14 protein-coding genes are annotated in these 17764 nt (G+C 73.8%); 5 read left to right on the forward strand and 9 right to left on the reverse strand.

What is annotated here, in order from left to right; translation table 11 throughout:
- Window positions 1–128: 128 nt before the first annotated feature.
- Window positions 129–1133 (reverse strand): hypothetical protein, encoded by a 1005-nt coding sequence (locus ABZ565_RS24480; protein WP_361030690.1) that lies wholly within the window; start codon window positions 1131–1133, stop codon window positions 129–131.
- Window positions 1130–4636: a DNA polymerase III subunit alpha gene (dnaE, locus tag ABZ565_RS24485; RefSeq protein WP_361030693.1), complete on the reverse strand. Its 3507-nt coding sequence runs from the start codon at window positions 4634–4636 to the stop codon at window positions 1130–1132. The genes ABZ565_RS24480 and dnaE overlap by 4 nt, the downstream gene beginning before the upstream one ends.
- Before the next feature lie 129 nt (window positions 4637–4765).
- Here dnaE and ABZ565_RS24490 point away from each other — a divergent pair, with 129 nt between their 5' ends.
- The 3 genes from ABZ565_RS24490 (at window position 4766) to ABZ565_RS24500 (ending at window position 6971) form a co-directional block, all read left to right on the forward strand.
- Window positions 4766–5788: a DUF3533 domain-containing protein gene (locus tag ABZ565_RS24490; protein WP_361030696.1), complete on the forward strand. Its 1023-nt coding sequence runs from the start codon at window positions 4766–4768 to the stop codon at window positions 5786–5788.
- 11 nt (window positions 5789–5799) lie between these two features.
- A complete protein-coding gene (locus ABZ565_RS24495) occupies window positions 5800–6351 on the forward strand; it encodes a hypothetical protein (protein ID WP_361030699.1) in 552 nt (183 codons plus the stop codon).
- Window positions 6352–6488: 137 nt separating this feature from the next.
- Entirely contained in the window at window positions 6489–6971 is a 483-nt protein-coding gene (locus tag ABZ565_RS24500) for a phospholipase (protein ID WP_361030702.1), read from the forward strand.
- Window positions 6972–7044: 73 nt separating this feature from the next.
- Here the strand turns inward: ABZ565_RS24500 and ABZ565_RS24505 are convergent, their stop codons facing one another.
- The 5 genes from ABZ565_RS24505 to ABZ565_RS24525 all read right to left on the reverse strand — a co-directional run bounded on the left by ABZ565_RS24505 (window position 7045) and on the right by ABZ565_RS24525 (window position 12489).
- Window positions 7045–7944: a S1 family peptidase gene (locus tag ABZ565_RS24505; RefSeq protein WP_361030705.1), complete on the reverse strand. Its 900-nt coding sequence runs from the start codon at window positions 7942–7944 to the stop codon at window positions 7045–7047.
- A 189-nt stretch (window positions 7945–8133) separates the two neighbouring features.
- Complete coding sequence (locus ABZ565_RS24510) at window positions 8134–8934, reverse strand: DUF1684 domain-containing protein (RefSeq protein ID WP_361030708.1); 801 nt, start codon at window positions 8932–8934, stop codon at window positions 8134–8136.
- A 5-nt stretch (window positions 8935–8939) separates the two neighbouring features.
- A complete protein-coding gene (locus ABZ565_RS24515) occupies window positions 8940–9857 on the reverse strand; it encodes an LLM class flavin-dependent oxidoreductase (protein ID WP_361030711.1) in 918 nt (305 codons plus the stop codon).
- The gene (locus ABZ565_RS24520) at window positions 9854–10828 is read right to left on the reverse strand and encodes an LLM class flavin-dependent oxidoreductase (RefSeq protein WP_361030714.1); all 975 of its coding nucleotides are present in this window, start codon (window positions 10826–10828) and stop codon (window positions 9854–9856) included. The genes ABZ565_RS24515 and ABZ565_RS24520 overlap by 4 nt, the downstream gene beginning before the upstream one ends.
- A 431-nt stretch (window positions 10829–11259) precedes the next feature.
- Window positions 11260–12489: a DUF5685 family protein gene (locus ABZ565_RS24525; protein ID WP_361030717.1), complete on the reverse strand. Its 1230-nt coding sequence runs from the start codon at window positions 12487–12489 to the stop codon at window positions 11260–11262.
- A gap of 305 nt (window positions 12490–12794) precedes the next feature.
- Here ABZ565_RS24525 and sepF point away from each other — a divergent pair, with 305 nt between their 5' ends.
- Window positions 12795–13238, forward strand: coding sequence for a cell division protein SepF (gene sepF / locus ABZ565_RS24530; RefSeq protein ID WP_073968076.1), 444 nt, complete (start codon window positions 12795–12797; stop codon window positions 13236–13238).
- A gap of 15 nt (window positions 13239–13253) precedes the next feature.
- On the opposite strand, the gene ABZ565_RS24535 is transcribed toward sepF, so the two are convergent.
- Entirely contained in the window at window positions 13254–14465 is a 1212-nt protein-coding gene (locus ABZ565_RS24535) for an acyl-CoA dehydrogenase family protein (protein ID WP_361030720.1), read from the reverse strand.
- Between the two features lie 40 nt (window positions 14466–14505).
- Entirely contained in the window at window positions 14506–16227 is a 1722-nt protein-coding gene (locus ABZ565_RS24540) for an MFS transporter (protein ID WP_361030723.1), read from the reverse strand.
- A 466-nt stretch (window positions 16228–16693) separates the two neighbouring features.
- Between ABZ565_RS24540 and ABZ565_RS24545 the strand changes: the two genes are divergently transcribed.
- Window positions 16694–17731 (forward strand): phosphatase PAP2 family protein, encoded by a 1038-nt coding sequence (locus tag ABZ565_RS24545; RefSeq protein WP_361030726.1) that lies wholly within the window; start codon window positions 16694–16696, stop codon window positions 17729–17731.
- The last annotated feature ends 33 nt before the right edge of the window (window positions 17732–17764 follow it).

Genomic DNA, 17764 nt, shown 5'->3' on the forward strand with positions numbered 1-17764 from the left:
AGTACTGCTGAGCGTCGCACGCACAGGTTCGGCGTGCTCATGCCAAATTACGCACGAGTAGGGTTCGCTGGGAAGTTACGCGTCGGTAAAAAGTCCCCGGGACCGCACGCCGGGCGGCGGGCCACCGCTCAGGCCGCCAGCCGCCCCGGCATCACGGCCCGGGGGCCGAACCGCTCCCGCAGCCGGTCCGCGACCGCCTCGATCCGCCGGGCCCGCTCGTCCACCGGGTCGAAGCTCAGCTGCTGAGCGGCCCGTTCGGCCTCGCCCAGCCCCTCCGCGCGCAGCCCGATCCCCCGCACCCGGGCCCGTTGCAGGCCGAACGAGTCGTGGATGCGGTACGCGAGCGCGGTGAGCTCCGCGGAGTGCGCGGTGGGTTCGCGGAGGGTACGGCTCCGGGTCAGCGTCGAGTAACCGGTGCGGTCGGCGTAGCGCACGGAGACCGCGAGCGCGCGGCACACCTGCCCCTCTCCGCGCATCCGGGCCCCCAGCTCCTCGGTCAGCGACATGAGCGCGCGACGCTGCCGCTCCGGGTCCAGCTCGTCGAGCGGGAAGGTGCGCTCGGCGGCGACCGAGCGGGCGGCGGCGTTCGGCCGGACGGCGGTGCGGTCGATGCCGTGCGCCCGCTCCCACAGGTCGCGCCCGGTCCGCGTCCCGGTGATCCGTTGCAGGGTGCCGAGCGGGGCGGCCGCGATCCGGCCGACGGAGTCGAGCCCGTACCCGCACAGCGTCCGGGCCGTCGCCGCCCCGACGCCGTCCAGCGCGGCGGCCGGCCGGTCCGCGAGGAAGGCGGCCACCCCGTCGGCGGGCACCACGAAGGTCGTCCCGGGCGCCGCCAGCCGCAGCGCCATCCGGGCCAGCATCGGGTTCGGGGCGGCCCCGATCGCGCAGTCCACCCCGTGCAGGGCCAGCGCGCGGACCCGGATCACCGAGGCCAGGCCCTTCACGTCCCGCCCGAAGTAGCGGAGCGCGCCGCGCACATCGGCGAGCGCCCCGTCGGGCGGGGCCGCCTCCACGACCGGGGTGAACGAACCGAGCAGGGCGAGCAGCCCCGCGTACCCGGCGGCGTCCGGGGACCCGCCGCCGACCCGGCGGAACCGCAGGCAGAGGACACCGGCCCCGGTCGCCCCGGTCATCCCGCGCTCCCCGGGCTCCGGTGCCACAGCTTCCTTCCGGTGGGCAGCCCCTCACCGGCCGGCTTGAGGTCCGCCCAGGGGTTCATCTCGTAACCGGTGGGCATCCGGATGCGCCGCCCGTCGTCACCGGGCCCGGCCCCCGGCTCGGCCTCCCCCTCCGGCACCTGCGCCAGCCGCTCCGCGACCGCGTCGAGTCCGCCGGTGCGCCGCAGCTCGGCCAGCTCCGCCAGGTTCCAGGCGGCCGCGCCGACCACGCTCAGGCTGCGCGCCCCGCGCCGCTGCACCACTCCGCGCACCAGCAGCAGCCAGGAGTGGAAGACGGTGTGCGCGCAGGCGGCGTGGCTGTCGTCGAAGAAGGCCAGGTCGACCAGGCCCGTACCGTCGTCCAGGGTGGTGAAGACGACCCGGCGGCCGGAGCGGACGGGCGGGGTCTGGGTCGCCGCCTTGGCGCCCGCGACCAGCACGGTCTCCCCGTGCCGCGCCTCGCGCAGCCGCTTGGCCGAGACCGCGCCGAGCTCCTTGAGGAAGGCGTGGTGATCGCTCATCAGATGGCGCGAGACGTCCATGCTCAGCACGCCCAGCTCGGCGCTGAGCCGTTCCGCCTCGTTGAGGTCGGGCAGGCCGACGGACGCGGTGCGGTGCCCGCCGCCGAGCGGGAGCTGCGCGCCGGAGCCCGCGCCGCGCTGGGCGCGGTGCAGTTCGGACAGGTGGAGCAGCAGGTCGCGGCGGTTGGCGCCGAACGCGTCCAGCGCGCCGACCTGGGCCAGCCGCTCGGCGGCCGGCTTTCCCGGGCGGGCCCGCTGCCAGAAGTCGAGCAGCGAGCTGTAGGGCTGACCGGCCTCGATCCGGGCGACCTCGGCCTCGCTGATGCCGTGGACGTCAGAGAGCGCGAGCCGCAGCCCCCAGCGCTCCCTCCCCTCCCCTTCGTCAGACACCAGTTCGATTCGGTGGGCGGCCGCCGACCGGTTCACGTCCAAGGGCAGCACGGGCACCCCGCGCCGCCGGGCGTCGGCGAGCAGCAGCCGCTTCGGGTACATCCCGGGGTCGTGGGTGAGCAGCCCGGCGTAGAAGGCCGCCGGGTGGTGCGCCTTCAGCCAGGCGGACTGGTACGTGGGCACGGCGAAGGCCACCGCGTGCGCCTTGCAGAAGCCGTAGCTGCCGAACGCCTCGACGATCTCCCAGGCGCGGGCGATCACCCGCACGTCGTACTTCCGCGCCGCCGCGTGCTGGGCGAACCAGACCCTGATCCGGGCCTGCGACTCCGGGTCGGAGAGCCCGCGCCTGACCCGGTCGGCCTCGTCCCGGCCGCAGCCGGTCATGATGTCGACGATCTGGATGATCTGCTCGTGGAAGACCACCACGCCGTACGTCTCGCTCAGCGGGCCCTCCAGGTCGGGGTGCGGGTAGCGGACCGGGGCACGGCCGTGCCGGGCCTCGATGAACGGGCGGACCATGTCGGCGGAGACCGGGCCCGGCCGGAACAGCGAGATGTCGACCACCAGGTCGTGGAAGTTCTCCGGCTGGAGCCTGCCGACCAGGTCCCGCTGGCCCGGTGACTCGATCTGGAAGCAGCCCAGCGTCTCGGCCGTCCTGATCAGCTGGTACGTACGCGGGTCGCCCGGCTCCACGGCGTCCAGGTCCACCTCGCGCCCCGAGGCCCGCTTCACCTCGGCGACCGCGTGCGCCATCGCCGACTGCATCCGTACGCCCAGCACGTCCAGCTTGAGCAGCCCCAGGTGCTCCACGTCGTCCTTGTCGAACTGGGACATCGGGAAGCCCTCGCCGCTGGTGGGCATGACGGGGGTGCGGCGCAGCAGCGAGGCGTCCGAGAGGAGGACCCCGCACGGGTGCATGGCGACGCCGCGCGGCAGCGCGTCCAGCGCCTCCACCAGCTCCCACAGCCTCCCGTACGCCTCCTTGGTCCGCGCGACCTCGCGCAGTTCGGGCAGTTCCTCCATGGCCGTGCGGGCGTCGCGGGCCCGGATGTGCGGGAACGCCTTGGCGAGCCGGTCGGTCTCGGCCGGGTTCATGGAGAGCGCGGCGCCGACGTCGCGGATGGCGTGGCGCACCCGGTAGGTCTCGGGCATGGCGACGGTGGCGACCCGCTCGGCGCCGAAGCGGCCGATGATCGCGCGGTAGACGTCGAGGCGGCGGGCCGATTCGACGTCGATGTCGATGTCGGGCAGCACGAAGCGGCGCCTGGACAGGAAGCGCTCCATCAGCAGCCCGTGCTCCACCGGGTCGGCGTGGGCGATGCCCAGCAGGTGGTTGACCAGCGAACCGGCCCCGGAGCCCCGGGCGGCCACCCGCACCTTCATCGCGCGTACGTCGTCCACCACCTGGGCGACCGTCAGGAAGTACGAGGCGAAGCCGTGGTGGGCGATGATGTCCAGCTCGTGGTGCATCCGGTCCCAGTACTCGGGCCTGCGGTCGTAGCCGTGCAGCACCATGCCGGCGGCGGCGCGGGAGGCCAGCACCCGCTGGGCGGTGCGCCGGCCCGCGCCGACGAGGCCGGATTCGGGGAAGTGGACGGAGCCGAGTCCGATGTCGCCCCCGGGGTCCACCACACACGCCTCGGCGGTGTGCCGGGTCTCGGCGAGGAGCCGTGCCCCGGCACCGGCGCCGAGCCCGGCGGCGGAGGTGATCCGCTCGGCGGTCTCCGCCATCGCGGGAGCGTCCTTGAGCCAGCGCTCACCGCTGTCGAGGGGGGCGCGGCGCGGGTCGACGGGGACGAGCCGGCGGGCGGCGTCGAGCACGTCGGCGACCGGGCCCTGCCCCGGGTCGGCGTACCGGACGGCGTTGGTCAGGACGGCCCGTACGCCCTGCTCGGCGGCGAGGCCGACGGTACGGGCGGCGAGCCGCAGCGAACCGGGCCCGGTGCCGGTCCGCCCGTGGTGGACGGCTTCGAGGCGCAGGGCGTCGCCGTACAGCTCGCGCCAGGGGGCGAGGAGGGCGGCGGCCAGGTCGGGGCGGCCCGCCGAGAGCGCCCGGCCCACGTCGGAGGCGGGGCCGAGCAGCACGGTGAGCCCTTCGGCGGGCAGCGCGAGCCGTCCGACCAGGGGCCGGCCGCCCTCGGGGACGGCGGCGTGGGCGGCGGTGACCAGACGGCACAGCTCGGCCCAGCCCTGGGCGCCGTCGCGGGCGAGAAAGGTGACCCGGGGCGCGGATTCATCGACGAAGACACCTCCACGGGCGGGGGTGCGGGGGCGCCGGGGAGGCCCGTCCCCCGGCCCCGGCCCCACCGCGAGGTCCGCCCCGAACAGCGGGCGCACCCGTGCCCGCTCGCAGGCCCGGGCGAACCGGACCGCGCCGGCCAGGGTGTCGCGGTCGGTCAGCGCGAGGGCGTCCAGGCCGCGCTCGGCGGCGCGCTCCGCCAGCCGCTCCGGGTGCGAGGCCCCGTACCGCAGGGAGAACCCGGAGGCGGTATGCAGATGCGTGAACCCTGGCACCTGCACCTCCTGAACCGATTCGTACGCGCTATCCACCCCCTCGCTCTCCACCATAAACCAAGTTTCGAACACTCGTACGATACTCGGCGCCCGCCCCACCTCGCCCGGTCGCGCGCCCCTCCCCTTCCGCCGTTCGGCCGCTCCCCGACTGCGCGCGCGAGGGGCAGCCCGGAGCGTGGGGGCATGACTTTCGCCGACGAGGTGAAGAACGCCGTCACTCCCCGGGCCGCCCTGCTCGTCATCGGGGTGCTGGCGCTCCAGCTGCTGTTCATCGCGTCCTACATCGGGGCGCTGCACCACCCGAAGCCGACGGACGTCCCCTTCGGCGTCGTCGCGCCCCAGCAGGCGTCCGCCCGGCTCATCGACCGGCTGGACGGCCTCCCCGGCGGCCCGCTCGACCCGCGTACGGTCTCCGACGAGGCCACCGCCCGCCGGCAGATCCTCGACCGCGAGATCGACGGCGCCCTGATCGTGGACCCCCGGGGCACGCGGGACACCGTGCTGGTCGCCTCCGGCGGGGGCACCGTCCTGGCCACCTCCCTCACGAAGATCGTCAAGGAGGCGGAGGCGACCCAGCGGCGCGCCGTGCGCGCCGTCGACGTGGCCCCGGCCTCCCGCCAGGACTTCGACGGGCTGTCCGCGTTCTACCTGGCGGTGGGCTGGTGCGTCGGCGGCTACCTGTGCGCCTCGATCCTGGCGATCAGCGCGGGCACCCGCCCCGCCAACCGGCAGCGCGCGCTGATCCGGACCGGGGTGATGGCGCTGTACGCGATCGCGGGCGGCATCGGCGGCGCGCTCATCATCGGCCCGGTCCTCGACGCCCTGCCCGGCAGCTTCTGGGGGCTGGCGGGCCTGGGCGCGCTGACCGTCTTCGCGGTCGGCATGATCACCCTCGCCCTGGAAGGGCTCACCGGCATCGTCGGCATCGGCCTGGCCGTCCTGATCGTGGTCATCGCGGGCAACCCGAGCGCGGGCGGCGCCTTCCCGCTCCCGATGCTCCCGGACTTCTGGCGCGCGATCGGCCCCGCCCTGCCCCCGGGCGCCTCGACCTGGACGGCCCGCTCGATCGCGTACTTCCACGGCAACGCGGTGACCGGCCCCCTCCTGGTGCTGTCCGCGTGGGCGGTGGCGGGCACGGCGGGCACGCTGCTGACGGCGATGCGCAGAACCCCGGACCGGCCGACGGTGGAGGCGTCCCACCGTTAGCATCGGCCCCCGTGATCACACTGGCCGTCACCATCGGGCTCACGTTCGCCGGCTACGCCCTCACCTACCTCAACGGACTGCGCCTCGCGCAGCGCCAGGAACGCCTCGCCCGGGTGAACCGCCAGCTCAGCGACTTCTACGGCCCCCTGTTCGCCCTCACCGAGGCCAACAGCCGCATCTTCACCGCGTTCCTGGAGCGCAACGCACGGCCCGACGGCAGATCCCCCTTCGACCACGAGACGCCGCCCACCGAGGAGGAGCTCGCCGAATGGCGGCTATGGGTCACGACCGTCTTCCTCCCGAACATCCGGGCCATGCGCGATCTCGTCCTCGCCCACGCCGACCTGCTGAGCGAGCCCGTGATGCCGCCCCTCCTGCTCCAGCTGTGCGCCCATGTCTCGGGTTACGAGATCACGGCCGCCCGATGGTCGCGGGGCAGCCATGAACAGCACCTCTCGGTCGTACCGTTCCCCAGTCAGGAGATAGCCGCGTACGCGCGCAGGGGATTCGCCGAGCTGAAGAAGGAACAGGCCCGCCTGCTGGGGCGGCGGCACGCCCGCTGACACGTACCCCGCACGGCGCACGCTACCCAACAGCCACCGCACGCCCCTAGGCATGACAGGTGCATGGCAGCATTCTGGAGCAACCTCGCACACCTGCGGGACCGGTCCAGCCGCCCCTCACCCCACGGAGGTTGTCCATGCGCCGTCGCGTCGCCACCCTGCTCGCCGCCCTCGGTCTCTCGCTCCCGCTCACCCTGCTGCCCGTCTCGTCCGCCTCGGCGGCCCCCGCGGACAAGCCCCAGGTCCTCAGTTCCTGGACGCAGACGAGCGCGTCCAGCTACAACGCGTGGAACTCCGCCCGCAACAACAAGGGCGCGTGGTCCGCGTACGGCTTCGACTGGTCGACGGACTACTGCAGCACCTCGCCCGACAACCCCTTCGGCTTCCCGTTCCAGACGGCCTGCGCCCGCCACGACTTCGGGTACCGCAACTACAAGGCCGCCGGCACGTTCTCCGCCAACAAGGCCCGGCTCGACAACGCCCTCTACGCGGACCTCAAGCGCGTGTGCGCCGCCTACTCCGGCGCCAAGCGGACCTCGTGCGACGCCACGGCCTGGACGTACTACCACGCGGTGGACATCTTCGGCGTGGCACCGGCCGGGGCGGGTGCCGGAGGCTGACCGGCGCCGGGCGCCCCGCACGCACATGGCCCCCGGCGGGACCGGGGGCCATGTGTCCGTACGGGGCAGGGCGTCAGTTCAGGGTGACGCCGTACGCGCTCAGCGCCTCGGTGACCGGCTGGAAGAACGTCGTACCGCCGGAGCTGCAGTTACCGCTGCCGCCGGAGGTCAGGCCGATGGCCTTGCTGCCGGAGTAGAGCGGACCGCCCGAGTCGCCGCCCTCGGCGCAGACATTGGTCTTGATCATGCCGTAGACGACATCACCGTTGCCGTAGTTGACCGTGGCGTTGAGGCCGGTGACCGTGCCGCTGTGGGTGCCGGTCGTGGAGCCCCGGCGGGTCACCGACATGCCGACCGTGGCGTTGGCCGCGCCGGTGATGGTGACGCTGCCGACCTTGCCCGGGTGGGCGAGCGAGGTGTTGTCGTAACGCACGATTCCGTAGTCGTTGGTCGGGAAGCTGGAGCCGACCGTCGGGCCTATGTAGGTGCTGTTCGAGGAGTTGGTGTACCAGGGCGGGTTGCCGTCGGTGCAGTGACCGGCGGTCAGGAAGTAGTACGTGCTGCCGCTGTGGACGTTGAACCCGAGGGAACAGCGCCAGCCGGGGGCGTAGATCGCGTCACCGCCGGCGAGCAGCTTGTTGAACGTGCCCGGGGTGTGCTCGATGCGCAGGGCGCCCGCGTTGCCGCCCGCGGAGTCCTTGATCCGCTGGATCTCCGCGGCGGAGACCGTGCTGTCGACCGTGACCACGAGCTTCCCGGTCTTCGCGTCGACGTTCCACGCGGTGCCCGCGATGTCGGCGCCGAGCACGGCGTCACCGGCGGCGGCGAGCTGGTTGGCGCTGTACGTTCCGGTGGAGTTCGCCTGGGCGGTGGGGACGGCCAGGGCGCCTACGGCCACCAGGCCCGCCGCGATGGCGAGGGCCCGAGTACGTCTGGCGGTACCGCTGAGGGGGGTGGTGCGCTTGATCCTCACTGTCATTCCTCCCGAGGGGAATCGGGGGCCCGCCTGTGGGGTGGTCGGGCCCGTGAGGCGCAGTCAGACGCACGGCGATCCGTCCGCATTCCGGATACGCCGTGCCCCTGACAAGCGCTGCTCGGGAGTATTCAAGGCGTCAACTTTTCGCGCAAGGGCGCCTTTTGGCCTGAGCTCGCGACAGCCGCCTCAGCCGTCGATGCGGTTCCGCTCCCCCGCCTCCACGGCCACCGGAAGGGTGTTGCCCGGCGGCGGGAAGGGGCAGATGAAGTGGTCCGCGAAGGCGCACGGCGGCAGCAGCGCGCGGTTGAAGTCGACGGTCACCGCACCGTCGGCGTCCGGTGCGGCGGGCCGCAGGAACCGGAAGCGGTAACTGCCGTTCCCGCTGGTGGCGTCGGCGAAGACGGCCCAGAGCGACCCGTCCGGCTCGACGGCGACCTGGAGCGTATGCCCGGCCCCGTCCACCTCGAAGGCGATCTCCCCGGCGAGCCCCAGTCCGCGTTCGACACCGTCGGCGTTCCCGACCCGGACGGTGCGCGCGTCCGCGTACGGGCGGAAGGTGCCCGGCAGCACCCAGCGCGGCTCGTACGGGGTCGCTTCGATCGCCCGGAACGCGCGCCGCGCGGGCGCGTCGGGGTCGAAGACCCGGACCGCCCACAGGCCCTCGCGGCTGAGCACGACGAGCCTGCGTTCCCCGTGCGCGACCCGGGACGCGTCGATCCGGCCCCGGTCGGGGCCGAGCCGGACCTGCCCGGCGAAGGGCTTCCCGTCGACGGCCAGCCCGTCCTCCGGGACGGCGTCGAGCACCAACGCGCCGCCCTCCTCGCGCCACCGCCCCGGGACGGCCGGAATTCGACCCTCCGGGTAATCCGCGAGCCAGTGGGTCCCGGTGAGGGAGAGCGGGCCGTGCGGCGCCGCGACCGTGGCGGTCCGCTCCTCGTGCCAGCGCTCCCAGTCCCGCGCTGCCTGCTGCTGTGCGTGCGTGCTCATGGTCGTCAACCCTTCCACACCGGTGCGGCGATCCCGAGATGCGAACGCAGCGTCGAGCCGTTGTTGTACGTACGGCGGAACGCCCCCAGGTCCTGGAGGAGCGGGACGACCCGGTCCACGAAGTCGTCGAGGCCACCGGGGGCGTGCGGGACGAGGACGAAGCCGTCGGCGGCGTCCTCGGTGACGTACTCGGTGAGCAGCGCGGCGACGGCGGCCGGGCTGCCGGTGAGCGGTTCCCGCGCGTCGGCGTCGTCGCTGTCACCGAGTACGAAGGCGACGCGGAGCATGACCTTCAGCTCGTCGTGCGCCCGGCCGTGGGCCGCGAGCCGCCCCTTCACCTCCGCGTAGCGGGCGCGGGCCGCGTCGAGCGTGGTGTGCGGGACGAGGACGATGTCGGCGGCGGACGCGGCGAGTTCCCGGCCCTCGGGCGAGTCGCCCGCCAGGACGGTGACGGGGTGGCCCTGCGGACAGCGCTCCACGGTGAACTCGCCCTCCACCGCGAAGTACCGGCCGCGGTGGGCGACGGGGCGCGGGGTGCCGTCGGGCGTCCAGGAGTCCCAGAGCGCGCGGGCGGCGGCGACGAACTCGGCGGCGCGCGGGTGCTCACCGGCCGGGGGGTCCGCGTGCCACGCGGCCCGGCCGGCGCTGAGGTGGTCGAGGGTGGCGAGGCGGCGGGCCAGTTCGTAGGGCTCCCCGAAGGCGGCGCCGGCGGCGAGACCGAGGCGCTCGGTGCCGGCGGCGAGGGCGGCCAGCAGGGTGAGCACCTCGGGGCCGTGGGCCTCCCCCTCGGCGACGAGGAGGAAGTCGAACAGGCCGCGCTCCGCCGTGCGCGCGAGCTGTTCGTACGAGGCGAACCCGGCCCGCTCGCCGGTGCCGGGGACGCATGCGGCGAGGTGCATCCGCCGGGGCGGCGCGGTCGTCATACGCGTGCTCCGGCCTGTGCGTGCCGACGGGCCGGCCGGGCCAGGCCCAGGTGCTCGCGCAGGGTGCCGCCCGGATAGAAGGTCCGGAACAGGCTCCGGTGCTGGAGCAGGGCCACTGTGCCGTTGACGATCCGTTCGAGGTCGCGCCCGGGGGTGATCGGGGTGAGGTGGAAGCCGTCGACCGCGCCGGCCCGGTACCACCGGGTGATCAGCGCGGCCAGGTCGACCGGACCGCCCCGGTAGTAGGTGCCCCGGTCGGCCGGTGGCGGCTCGTCGGCCAGCCCCGGTTCCGGTGCCGTCTCGGCGTCGCCGAGGTCGACGGTGAGCGCGGCGAGCACCCGCAGCGCGTCGGGGTCCCGGCCGTGCCCGGCGGCGCGGCGGCGCACGTCGTCGCGAATGGCTGCGGTCCGCTCGGGGGTGGCGGCCCGTACCAGGACGACGTCGGCGTGCCGGGCGGCGGCCGCCCTGGCCGGTTCCGGCGTGCCGTCGATGACGACCACGGGGTGGCCCTGGGGTGGCTCCCAGCGGTCCCAGCGCCGCGCGCAGACCTCGGCGCACTCCCCGGCCCGGTCCCACAGGGCCTCGGCGGACGCGGCGGGGCGGCGGCCGAACAGCCGGGCCTCGGCCTCCGTCGCGGACACGCCGACGCGCCAGCCCGCCCGGCCCCGGCTGACCCAGTCCAGGGTGGCCACGGCGGACGACACGCGGGACGGCTCGGTGTGGGTGGCGGTGAGCGTCGGCACGAGGCCGATGCGGCGGGTGGCGGGGGCCACCCGGGCGAGGACGGCGAGCGCGTCGGGCCCCGGCCGGGCGAAGGAGTCGCCGAGGGTGACGAAGTCGAGCGCGCCGCTCTCCGCGAGCCGGGCGAGGCCGGTGTGGTGGGCGGCGTCGTAGCGGGGCGGGCCGCCGATCTCGGCGGCCAGGTGGAGGGGCCGGAGGGCAGGACGGGGTGCGGATGTGCGCGCGGGCATGCGGAGGCTCCGTGGATACGGTGAACACGGGGCGCGCCCTCGGCGCAGAAAGGCGGAAAGCAGCAGCGTGGAGCGAGGCGGACGGGCCCCTCAGCCCGGTCCTTGCCCGAGACAAGCGCTGTCCGGGGCGAGCTGTCAAGCCTGTCCACACTGTGAGCACGACGTCTCAAGGCAGTTGACGGGTCATCGGATGACTGTTCCACTGGGGCCATGCAATCGCAGCAGTGGCTGGTCAAGCGCTCCCACATCGACTTCGGTCGCGTGTGGTCCTGTTCCTGTTGAGCCGACGCCCTGCTTCCAGCGCCCGCCCTGCCCTTGTCCAGGCGCGCCCTCGCACATTCGGCACAGCAGCACACCCTCCCCTCGCTCCGTCCCGCTCCGCCATGCCGCGGAGCGGGACGCAAGGGTGACGACGTACAGGTGACACCGCCTCAGCAGTCGCACCCGCAGTCACAGCCGTCACAGCAGCTGCAGCAGTCGCAGCAGTTGCTGCACGCGTCGCAGCCGTCACAGCAGTCCCCGCAGTCGCACTGGCTGCACAGCCCCTCGCGCCGCTGACGCGACCAGGGATCCTCGAAGGTGCCGCAGCACATCTGGCAGGTGCAGGCGAGCCCGGCCCACACCAGGCAGCCCATGACGAGCCCGCGCCGGTCGCGCGGCGGCTCGGGCGGCCGGGGTCCGGAGGGCCCGCCCGGCCCCGTGGGCGCGTACGGGTTGCCCGGCGGCGGCCCGAAGGAGCCCGTGGGTCCCGTTCCTGACGGTTCGCCGGACGTGGTCAGCAGCCCGCCCGCCCGGTGCGAGCAGACGTCCGTGGCGAAGGCCCGGTCCACCGAGCGCCGCAGTTCGTGGGTCAGCAGCACATGGGCGAGCCGGCCGTCGGTGAACTCCGCGTCCCGCAGCGCCAGCCGTACGCCCCTCAGCGCGTCGTCGCACAGCCGCCGGGCCTCCGCGCGGGAGGTGCCGGTCGCGGTGAGCGGGTTCCAGGCACCCGACGCCGCGTCGGCTTCCTGGTCCTCCACGGCGTCCAGCAGGTGCGCGAGGCGCCCGAAGAGGCGTCCGGCCTCGGCGAGCGGCTCGGCGTTGTACGGCTTGCCCGCGAGGACGGCGGTGTGCGCGAAGGCCGCGGCGGTGGCCGTCTCGGTGGGCTCGGTGACGGTCAGCAGCGGGGTGCCGGGGCCCGCGAGGAGTTCGATGCCGGTCTGCCGGTCGACCGCGTCGACCAGGAGCGCGGTGTCGAAGCCGAGCTGGGCGCCGGTGCGCGCCCCGGCCCGGTCCCAGCTCGCCGCGACGCGGCGGGCCGCGGCGGCGACCGGGCGGCGCGCCAACAGGCCGTCCCGGTCGGCGACGTGGTCCCGCACCTTCGCCGAGGCCAGCACCAGCGAGACGGCGGCGGCCAGCCGGGCTCCCTCGCCGCGCGCGACGGGCGCGGTGCGCATGGAGCGCAGGGGGCAGGGCCCGGCCGTGCGGCGCTGCGCGGGGGTGCGTTCGGCCTGAGCCTCCGTCAGGACCGAGACGATCAGGCCGTCGTAGTTGGTGACGACCCGGGCGAACTGCCCGTGGTCCGAGCGGAGCGCCAGGCAGAGCCCGCAGAGGTGGGCCATCCACTCGGTCTTGAGCCTCTCGGAGAGGCGATGCGTACAGGGCCTGACTATTCCGAACACGGCCGTCCCCCGGGTTTCGTTCGCGTGTGCGCCGCACTCGGGCGCGGACGCGACGGCATCGTACCCAGCGTTCCGTTCACCCGTACGTCCCCCATGTCACCCGTACGGCCCGGACATCATATTTTCTTTCTTCAGGGCCCCTTACCAGGGCGAAACCTGACGAATCGCCACATCCTCTGCACCAGTACCGTCACGAATGCCCTGCGCGCCGCCTATCCCCTTGGCGCACGATCCGCATCATGGACGACCATAGGGATACGAAAGAGATGCGGAACACCAAGGAACCGCGGTGAGAGGAGGCGTCCATGGGATCGGTGCGCAAGGCGAGTGCCTGGCTGGGCCTCGTAGAGGACAACGACGAGCGGTACTACGACGACGACGAGTACGCCGAGGGTGCACGGACCGGTACCGGTCAGGCGTGGGTGACCGATCCCCGGGTGCGGGTGGCCTCCGAGACCGCCGAGGAGACGGGCCGGCGGATCGCCACCGTGACCCCGGACAGCTTCCGGGACGCCCGCGCCATCGGCGAGCTGTTCCGGGACGGCGTCCCGGTGATCATGAACCTCACGTCCATGGACTCCGCCGACGCCAAGCGCGTGGTGGACTTCGCCGCGGGCCTGATCTTCGGACTGCGCGGGTCGATCGACCGCGTCGCCACCCGCGTCTTCCTGCTGACCCCCGCCGACACCCAGGTGATGAACGGCGAAGCCGTCGGCCGGCCGGCCGACGGCTTCTTCAACCAGAGCTGACCGCCCTCCGGGCGCTCATCGGAACGCGTCCAGGCCGGTGAGCGCCTTCCCCAGGACCAGCTGGTGCATCTCCACGGTCCCCTCGTAGGTGAGCACCGACTCCAGGTTGGTCGCGTGCCGCATCACCGGGTACTCCAGCGAGATCCCGTTGGCGCCGAGGATCGTGCGCGAGGTGCGGCAGATCTCGATTGCCTCCCGCACGTTGTTCAGCTTCCCGAAACTGACCTGCTCGGGGCGCAGCCGCCCCGCGTCCATCCGCCGGCCCAGGTGGTGGGCGAGCAGGATGCCCTTGTGCAGCTCGACGGCCATGTCGGCCAGCTTGGCCTGGGTGAGCTGGAAGCCGCCGATCGGCTTCCCGAACTGCTCCCGGGTGCGCGCGTAGTCGACGGCCGCCTCGAAGCTGGAGCGGGCCGCGCCCATGGCGCCCCAGACGATGCCGTAGCGGGCGTGGCTCAGACAGCTCAGCGGTCCGCGCAGCCCGGTGACCCCGGGCAGGACGGCGTCGGCGGGCAGCCGCACCTCGTCCAGGATCAGTTCACTGGTGACCGAGGCGCGCAACGACCACTTGTGCCGGATCTCGGGCGCGGAGAAGCCCGGCGCGTCCGTCGGCACGACGAAGCCCCGGATGCCGGTGCCGGCCGGGCCCTCGTCGGTCTGCGCCCAGACGACCGCGACCCCGGCGACCGAGCCGTTGGTGATCCACATCTTGCGGCCGCTGAGCACCCAGTCCTCGCCGTCGCGCTTGGCGTACGTGCGCATGGCGGCCGGATCCGATCCGTGGTCGGGCTCGGTGAGGCCGAAGCAGCCGATGGTCTCGCCCGCCGCCATGCCCGGCAGCCACCGCTGCTTCTGCTCCTCGGAGCCGTAGCGGTGGATCGCGTACATGGCGAGGGAGCCCTGCACGGAGACGAGCGAGCGGATGCCGGAGTCGGCCGCCTCCAGCTCCAGGCAGGCCAGCCCGTACTGGACGGCCGTCGCGCCGGCGCAGCCGTAGCCCTGGAGCGACATGCCGAGCGCGCCGAGAGCGCCCAGCTCGCGGGCCAGCTCGCGGATGCCGGGCAGCTCGCCGTTCTCGTACCACTCGGCGATGTGCGGCAGGACGCGGTCGGCGGCCCAGGTGCGGACGGTGTCGCGGATCGCGAGGTCCTCGGGGCTCAGCAGGTCGTCGACGCCGATCGGGTCGCGGGGGTCGAAGGGCGGGAGCTTCGAGGTGGGGGCGGTGGACATGAGGGTGTGCCTCCGGCGGGGTGCTCGAAAACTAGCAGTGTTAGTTACGGTGCCTTGCCGACGTTACGACCCGGTGTGCCGGGCGTCCAGGGTGCCCGGAGGCCGCCCCGCCCGGCCGGCGCCGCCCGGGCACCCGGGGCTGCGCGTCGAGCCGGTCAACGGCCTCGCGCGGCGGCGCGTCCGGGCGCTCGGCCGGCTCCCGGGGCTCGCAGAGCTTCGGGGCGCACTCCATCGCCCGGGGCAGCCGCAGCGCGGCCAGCGCCCCGAGCAGCAGCAGCCCGGCGCTGACCAGCAGGGTCACGTGCAGCCCGTCGATGAAGGCGTCCCGGGCCGTGGTGCGCAGGACGGCGCCGAGCGGCCCGCCCAGGTACGCGGCCTCCTGGTACGCCTCGCCGAGCGAGTGGGCGGCCCCGGCGGCCGCGGAGGCGGGGACGCCGTCGGCGTGCAACCCCGCGAGGCCGGGCGTATAGGCGGCGTTCATCACGCTGCCGAGCAGCGCTATCCCCATGCCGGCGCCCAGCTGGTAGGAGGTCTCGCCGATCGCGGCCGCCCCGCCCGCCCGGTCGGCGGGGGCCTCGCTGAGCATCGACTCGTACGCGCCGAACAGCGTGGACTGGAGGCCGAAGCCGAGGGCGACGAAGGCGACGGCCAGCAGCACGGGCCGGTCGTCGCGGCCCATCGCGGTGAGCGTCAGCACCGAGGCGGCCGTCACGACGAAGCCCCAGCCGACCATCCGGCGCGGCCCGATCCGGCGCAGCGTGTGGGAGCCGGTGGCGCCGGCGGCCATCGCGGCGAAGGTGAGCGGCAGCAGCCTGAGGCCGGTCTCCAGGGGGCTGAGGCCCAGGACGAGCTGAAGGTACTGGACGGCGACGAGTTCCAGGCCGACCAGGGCGAGCATGGCCAGGACGATGCAGCCGACGGCGGTCGAGAAGGCGGGCCGGGCGAACATGCCGATGTCGATCAGCGGGTGGGTGCGCCGCTTCTGGCGGCGCACGAAGGCAACGAGCAGCACGGCCCCGAGCAGCAGCGGCACCAGGGTGGCCGGGCCGGTCAGGCCCTCGCCGGTGCCGGCCCGCTTCACACCGAGGACCACGCCGAGCACCCCGGCGGCGGCCATCAGCGCGCCGAGCACGTCCCAGGGTCCGTCGTCGTTGCCCCGGGACTCGGGGAGCAGCAGCCGGCCGACCGGGAGGATCAGGGCCATCAGCGGGATGTTGATCAGGAAGACCGAGCCCCACCAGAAGTGCTCGACGAGGAAGCCGCCGATGACGGGCCCGGTGGCGGCGCCGACGGCGGCCACGGCGGACCAGACGCCGATCGCCACGGCCCGTTCGCGCCGGTCGGGGAAGACCTGGCGCAGGATCGACAGGGTCGCGGGCATGATCATCGCGCCGCCGACGCCGAGCAGGGCCCGCGCCGCGATGAGCACGGCCGCGCTGTCGGCCAGGGCGGCGACGGCCGAGGCGACGCCGAAGAGGGCGTAACCGAGCAGCAGGACGCGCCGGCGTCCGACCCGGTCGCCGAGGGTGCCGAAGAGGATCAGCAGGGAGGCGCAGACGAGCGGGTAGGCGTCCACGATCCACAGCAGTCCGGCGGCGCTGGGCCGCAGGTCCTCGGTGACGGCGGGGACGGCGACGTGCAGCACCGTCGCGTCGAGCGCGACGAGCAGCAGACTGAGGCAGAGGACGACCAGGACGACCCAGCGGTTGGCACCGTCGGCGGCTGCGCGCAGGCGGATTCGGGCGGTGGGCGTCCCGGTCATGCATCTACCTCCCAGATGGTCCCTCGCTCTCGGCGGGCCCACGGGACGCGGCGGTCCGGGCCCGGCATCGACGGGCGAGTGATCCGTCAGCGTACGCGAGTTCGGCTGGGCCACACGTGGCCCATCTCATACCGCCCGATCCGCCGGAGTGTGGCGTACGCCACTACCCGTGCCGCCCGCCGGCCCGTGCGGCCTCCCGCCCCGAAGCCGTACGGTAACCGGACTGACACCCTCCGTTCCGCTCCGCCGCACTGCGGATAAACACACTTCGAGATCCCCGGAATTCTTCGCAAGTGTCAGCGAATTACTTGTCGAACAGGTATCGCATAACAGGCCGAAAAGAATAGGGGAGTTATTCAGCCACCCTGGAAAAATCCGGTGGCTGAGACATACTCCACATCACATCGTCATCACAAAGCGCCCGGATCGACAGGCACGCCCACTCACTCCCTGTAACGTCGATTGGGTGCGTACCGACATCTTCGCCCGGCTGGACCGGGAGCCGGAACCGCCGAAGATAGAGACACCGCGGATGAGCCGTCACCGCATCGCTCTCTTCGGCGGGACGTTGGCGTTCTATCTGGCCATCGTCATTGCCGTGCTCATGTCGTCCTGGCTGGTGGCCCTGGACTGGAAGGTCATGCTCTTCCGGCCCTACCAGCAGTGGCCCGAAATCCACGCCGCCCTCGACTACTACGTGGTCCTCGGTCAGCGCGGGCCCACCGCGGTCATGGTCGCCTGCTGGCTCGGCTGGCGCTCCTGGCGGCAGCACACCCTGCGTCCGCTGCTGACGCTCGGCGCCTCGCTGCTGCTGCTCAACCTGACGGTGGGCGCGGTCAAGATCGGCCTCGGCCGGCTCGGCCCGCACTACGCGACCAGGATCGGATCGGCCGAGCTCTTCGCCGGCGGCGATATATTTCCCTCCGGCCACACCGCCAACGCCGTCGTGACCTGGGGCATCCTCGCCTATCTGGCCGCCACCCCGAGGGCCAGGCGTTATCTGTCGGCCATGTCCGCGATCGTCTCGCTCGGCGTCGGCCTGACGACGGTCTACCTCGGTACGCACTGGCTGAGCGACGTGCTCCTCGGCTGGGCGGCCGGCCTGCTGATCCTGCTGGGCCTGCCGTGGGTGGAGCCGCTGATCACCCGCGCCGAGAACTGGATCTTCGCCGCCCGCGCACGGCTCGGCGCCCCCGGCAGCCGCCCCGTGGCCCCGGCGCCCGCCGCCGACGTCCCGGCGCCCGTGCCGGCCCTACAGCCCTCCGCCCGGCCCGGCGGGCAGCCGCCCGCGGAGGAGCCGGCGGCGCAGGGTCCCGCGCGCGGCCAGGCCGGGCGTCCGGCGGCCGCGAGCGGCCGCCCGCGCGCCCATCCCGCGCCCGCCACGGCCCACGCGGTGCGCTCGGAACGGTCCCCGGTGACGCCGGCCGGCAGCCGGCGCCCGCCGCACGCGGACCGCGCGCCACGCGGAGGCACGGCTCCGGCCCGGCCGGTCGCCGGCGGCTGATCCCGGCGTACGTGTGAGGGGCCCCGACCACGT

This window comes from Streptomyces sp. NPDC016469 (assembly GCF_040632905.1).
Taxonomy (GTDB): domain Bacteria; phylum Actinomycetota; class Actinomycetes; order Streptomycetales; family Streptomycetaceae; genus Streptomyces.